General features: G+C 72.0%; 5 protein-coding genes. 2 read left to right on the top strand and 3 right to left on the bottom strand.

Annotation, left to right across the window (positions count from 1 at the left end):
* A partial coding sequence (locus ACFTZL_RS40330) for a helix-turn-helix domain-containing protein (RefSeq protein ID WP_382594157.1) occupies positions 1-403 on the bottom strand: 403 nt, incomplete at its 3' end.
* Positions 404-545: 142 nt separating this feature from the next.
* Entirely contained in the window at positions 546-1,589 is a 1,044-nt protein-coding gene (locus ACFTZL_RS40335) for a LacI family DNA-binding transcriptional regulator (protein WP_382594160.1), read from the bottom strand.
* Between the two features lie 244 nt (positions 1,590-1,833).
* On the opposite strand from ACFTZL_RS40335, the gene ACFTZL_RS40340 reads away from it, so the two are divergent.
* A complete protein-coding gene (locus ACFTZL_RS40340) occupies positions 1,834-3,285 on the top strand; it encodes an alpha/beta hydrolase (protein ID WP_382594163.1) in 1,452 nt (483 codons plus the stop codon).
* A 13-nt stretch (positions 3,286-3,298) separates the two neighbouring features.
* Positions 3,299-3,952 (top strand): hypothetical protein, encoded by a 654-nt coding sequence (locus tag ACFTZL_RS40345; protein ID WP_382594166.1) that lies wholly within the window; start codon positions 3,299-3,301, stop codon positions 3,950-3,952.
* A 13-nt stretch (positions 3,953-3,965) separates the two neighbouring features.
* Here ACFTZL_RS40345 and ACFTZL_RS40350 read toward each other — a convergent pair.
* The coding region (locus tag ACFTZL_RS40350) for a Gfo/Idh/MocA family protein (RefSeq protein WP_382594169.1) at positions 3,966-5,357 on the bottom strand (1,392 nt) is incomplete at its 5' end.

The raw sequence follows: 5,357 nt of genomic DNA on the forward strand, positions 1-5,357 counted from the left end.
GCGCCCACAGCAGCCCCGCCAGCAGTACGACGATGACCGCGAAGGAGACCAGCGCCGCCGCCCGCCACCGCCGGTACTCGGCACCGGGCGGCGGCGCCGCGAGGTCCACCGCCTGCCCGGCCGGCCCCGTCGCGCCGCGCGGCCACGTCGGGTCGGCCAGATCCCACACCGCCAGCAGCCGTGCGTGATCCGCCCCGGCCACCCGGCACAGCGCCTGCACCGCGCCCCTCGGCGGCTGCTTGGCCCCGCTGAGATACCGCTGCCACGACGACTTGCTGTACGCCGTCCGCCGCGCCAGCTCGGCCAGGCTCAGACCCGTGCGGTCCTTCAGGGTTCGCAGTTGCTCGACCAGATGCCGTGCCTCCCTCGGCAGTGCGTCCGGAAGCGGCTGCCAGCGTGCCATGGTCGTCCCCCAACTGCCCGCCGCCACCCCACCCCCGGGCAACGGCCCCTCCCCACCGCATCGTTCGACGCCGGCCCGTCCGGACCAGTTCCCCGCGGCGACGGGCGCGCGGCGCGCGCAGGGGGTGTGAGGCGAGTCGGCCCTACGCCCGTGGCGCCGCTGTGCTCGACCGCTCCACCAACCGTGTCGACAACTCCGTCCGCGTGCTCTCCGGGCGGTGCCCGTCCATCATGCGCAGCAGCGAGCGCAGGGCCGTCGCGGCCATCTCCGACAGCGGCTGGCGGACCGTGGTCAGGGCCGGGGAGGCCCAGCGGGCCTCGGGCAGGTCGTCGAAGCCCACCACGCTGACGTCGTGCGGGACCTTCAACCCCCGCTCGGCCAGGGCCTGGTACACCCCCAGCGCCATCCGGTCCGAGCAGACGAAGACGGCCGTCGGCGGCTCGGGCAGGTCGAGCAGTTCCAGCGTGCGGCGGCGGGCCAGGCTCTCGTCGAAACCGGCGTGCCGTACGTACTCGGCGCGGTGCCGGACCCCGGCCGACGCGAGCGCCGAGCGGTAACCGGCGACCCGTGCACTGCTGCACAGCGTGCGCCGGTCGCCGGCGATGACGGCGACGCGCTCATGCCCCAGGGACAGCAGATGCCCGGTGGCCGTCAGACCGCCCTGCCAGTTCGCCGCCCCCACCGACACCACACCCTCCGGCGGCTCCTGGACCGGGTCGATCATCACGAACGGGATGCGGTGCTGCTCCAGCCAGGCGTACTGCGAGTCGCTCAGCTCGGCCAGATTGAACAGAACCCCGGAGGAGCCCCGGGCGACCAGCTTGTCCAGCCAGCCGCGCTCCGGGCGGCCGACCCGGGAGCGGGTCAGGGCGGCCGACACCACGACCTCCAGGCCCGCATCGTGCGCCGCCTCCTCCACCCCGTGCAGCACCGCGCCCGACCAGGAGCTCTCCAGCGAGTGCACGACCAGGTCGACCAGCCGGGGCGCCTTCGCCGCGTCGAACCGGGGTCTGCGCACATAGCCGAGCCGGTCGAGCGCCTCGGTGACCCGGCGGCGGGTCTCGGGCGCCACGTCCTCCCGGCCGTTGACCACCTTGGACGCGGTCGGCACCGACACCCCCGCCTCACGGGCCACGACCGCCAGCGTCGGACCTGCCGCCACGCTCGCACTCGCCGTACGGACCATCGGGAACCCACCTCTCGACCGGGCAGAAAGCGCTTCCTACTGTAGGTGCGGCGCAGGACGGCGGGTAGACAGGTGACTGAGTGGACGAGGCCGCATCGCCGGAATTCCCCCGGGGCGCAGTGATGACGTCTGTCACGTTCAGTGATGACAAGTCTCACTGCCGACGCGGCGGCGCGGGAAGAACACTGGACTTCGCCGTGCACGCGCTGGGCCCGGCTTCCGTGCGCCCTCAGGAGGACCTCACATGCGCCGAGCCTTATCCCTCACCGTCGCCGCCACCGCGGGGGCGGCGTCCCTGATCCCGGGAGTGTCGGTGGCGGCGACGCCGGACCCCGTGCGGTGGGGCCCGTGTCCCGAGAAGGTCGCCTCCCCTCGTCTCGAGTGCTCGACGCTCGAAGTCCCGCTGGACTACCGGGATCCGGACGGCCGGCAGATAGAGATCGCGATCTCGCGGCTGGCGAGCGAGGAACCCTCGCGGCGCCGCGGTGTGCTGCTCACCAATCCGGGCGGCCCCGGCGGCGCGGGGCTCGACCACCCGGCCGTCCTCGCCGCCTCGGGGCTGCCGAAGAAGGTGCTGGACTCCTACGACGTGATCGGCTTCGACCCGCGTGGCGTCGGCCGCAGCACGCCGGTGACCTGCGATCTGACGCGGGAGCAGCAGTACCGCGGCAACTTCCCGCCGTACGCGTACACCGCGGCCGATGTCGCGCGGGAGGCGGGGAACGCGCGGACCATCGCCGAGCAGTGCGCCACCTCGCGAACGGCATGGATGCTGCCGCACACCACCACCGCGAACACCGCGCGCGACATGGACCGTATCCGGGCGGCGCTGGGCGCGCCGAAGGTCTCGTACCTCGGTCATTCCTACGGCACCTACCTCGGTGCGGCGTACACGACGATGTTCCCCGAGCGCAGCGACCGGATCGTGCTCGACAGCAACCTGGGCCCCGGGGGTTACGACGTCACGGCCATGCGGTCGTTCGCCCGTGGACTGGAGGACCGGTTCCCGGACTTCGCGAAGTTCGCGGCCGCTCACCCCGAGTACGGCCTGGGCACCACACCGGAGCAGGTGACCGCGAAGTTCTTCGATCTCGCCAAGCGGCTGGACGCGAAGCCGGTCCAGGGCATCGACGGCACCGCGTTCCGCGGGTTCACGTTCGAGCGTCTCTACGGTGATGCGCTCATGCCCGAGCTGGCCGAGTTCTGGCAGGCGGTCGACACGGACCGGCCGGTGCCGTCCATTCCGCTGTGGCCGAACATGGAGAACCTCATGGCCGCGCGTTTCTATGTGATATGCGGTGATTCGCGCTGGCCGGGGACGGTCCGGGAGTATCAGCGCAATGTCGCGGTCGACCGGCTGAAGTATCCGATGCTGGGCGGGTCCACGGCCGGCATCGGACCGTGCGCGTTCTGGCCGACCGAGCGAGTCGAGCCGCCGGTGCGCATCGGTGACCGGGGCCCGTCGAACGTGCTCATGGTGCAGAACGAGCGCGACCCGGGCACACCGCTGGCCGGCGCCCAGAAGCTGCGGAAGGCGTTCGGGAAGCGGGCCACGATGGTGACGGCCGACCAGGGCGGGCACGGTGTCCATCCGTTCGGCCGCAACACGTGCGCGAACGACGCGGTGACGGCCTTCCTGACCACCGGGCAGCGCCCGTCGCAGGACCTCGCCTGCGCGGCGGAGCCGAGCAAGTAACGGGAGTGGAGCCATGTTCAAGGAGTGGCGGCACCGTCGGGCTGTGCAGCGGGTCAAGCCCGGGGACGGGCGACCGTTGAAGCGTTTCCGCTGGTGGCAGATGCTGACCCGCGCACTGTTCCATCTTCGGCTGATGAACGACGACGGCCGGCAGACGCTCTACGCGGTCGACGTCAAGCATCAGAGTGCGTCGGACGGCTACGTCAAGGCCCACCTGTACCTCGATGGCAGGCATCACGCCGAGTCCAGAGTCCCTGCCGTCTTCCCCGTCCAGGGCGGCACCGTCGAAGTAAGGGCGAGCGCCTTCGGGCTCAAGCGCTGCCACTACGTCACCGCCGAAGGGTCCGAGTTCCCGCTCGTCCCGGACCCCGCCTCCGCCGAGGGGCGCCGCGCGCGCCTCGACCGATCGCACCCCGCGCTGAGCCGCTGTACGGGTTTCCTCTCGGTGATCGTGCTGGTCATCGGCCTGGCCCTCCTGATCCTTCAGCTCGCCGAACAGATCACCCGGGACCCGGAGGGCGTCGCCCAGTACGTCGGGACCTTCATCTCGCCCATTGATCTGTCGGCAGGGGCCAACGCCGTGGTCGGGCTCGTCACTGTGGCGGCCAGCACCGAGCGGGCGCTGCGGCTGCGCTACAACTGGCTGCTCGACGGCGGGGCGGGCTGAGTGCCGGTCCGAGTCAGCCGACGGGCGGCATGTCGGTGGGGCCGGAGTCGAGTCCGGGCCTCTTGCCGGCCCAGGCGCCACGGGTGAAGTCCGGGATCTCGACCGGACGGCCCTGCCTCGCCAGGGAGGCGGCGCTCAGCGGGACCGCCGCGCACCAGGCGGCCGAGTCGTACACGTCGATGTCGGGCACCAGTCCGGCGCGCATCAACTGGACCGTGCGCCACTGCAGGACGTAGTCCATACCGCCGTGACCGCCGTTGTTCGCGGCGTCGTCGCCGACCTTCCGCCACAGCCAGTGGTCGTACTCCTTGCGGTAGTCGGCGAAGTCGCGCCAGGTGTGGCCGCCGTGGTCCGGTTCCAGGTAGACACGCGCGCCGGTCGGGGCGGGCCCGGCGTAGTCCTCGACGATCCCGCGGCTGCCGGCGAGGCTGTTGATCCTGCTGTACGGCCGGGGTGAACTCACGTCGTGCTCGGCCCGGACGACCCTGCCCTTCTCCGTCCCGATGAGGCAGGTGACCAGGTCACCGTTGATGTACGTCTCCTTCCAGGACGGGTGGTCCCGGGGGACGAAGCGCTCGCGGTAGTCGGCCAGTCCCTTCGGGGCGGTCGCGGTGGCGGACAGGGTGGCCATCCGGTCGCCGCGGTTGATGTCCATGGCCGCCGCGATCGGGGCCAGCCCGTGCATGGGGTAGAGGGACGCGGTGCTGCGGGTGTGCCACAGCCGCCGCCAGGAGTCGGTGTAGTACGTGTCGGAGAAGAGGAGTTCACGCAGGTCGTGGAGGTAGCCGCCATGGCCGTTGGTGATGTCGCCGAACACGCCTGCGTGCGCCATCCTCAGCATGGCCAGTTCGTTGCGGCCGTAGCTGCAGTTCTCGGCGAGGAGCAGATGCCTGCGGGTGCGCTCGGAGGTGTCGACCAGGTCCCAGAGCTGGCGCAGTTCGGTCGCGACGGGCAGTTCCACCACGGCGTGCCTGCCGCTCAGCAGCGCGGCTCTGCCGTGCTCGTAGTGGAACTCCCACGGCGTGGCGACGTACACCAGGTCGATGTCGTCGCGCCGGAGCATCCGGGCGTAGGAGCCGGCCGATCCGCCGTACTCGGCGGGGCGGGGCTCGCCCTTGCTCGCCAGCCGGTCGGCGGCGCGTCGCGCCCGGTCGGCGCGGATGTCGCAGACGGCGGTCACGGTGCAGCCGGGCACGGCCGCCCAGCCCTCGACCATGCCTCCGCCACGGTTGCCCAGGCCGATGACACCGACCCTGACGGTTCTGTGGGCCTCGAACGGCACGCCGATCATCGACTTCTGCCCGGGACGGCGGCGGGGCGTCTGCCCCGTCGCGGCGGCCGCGGCCGGTGCCGCGGCGGTCATCCCGGCCGCGAGCGCGCCGGTGGCGACGGCTCCGCCCAGCAG

This window comes from Streptomyces sp. NPDC056948, from assembly GCF_042674225.1.
GTDB lineage: Bacteria > Actinomycetota > Actinomycetes > Streptomycetales > Streptomycetaceae > Streptomyces > Streptomyces purpurascens.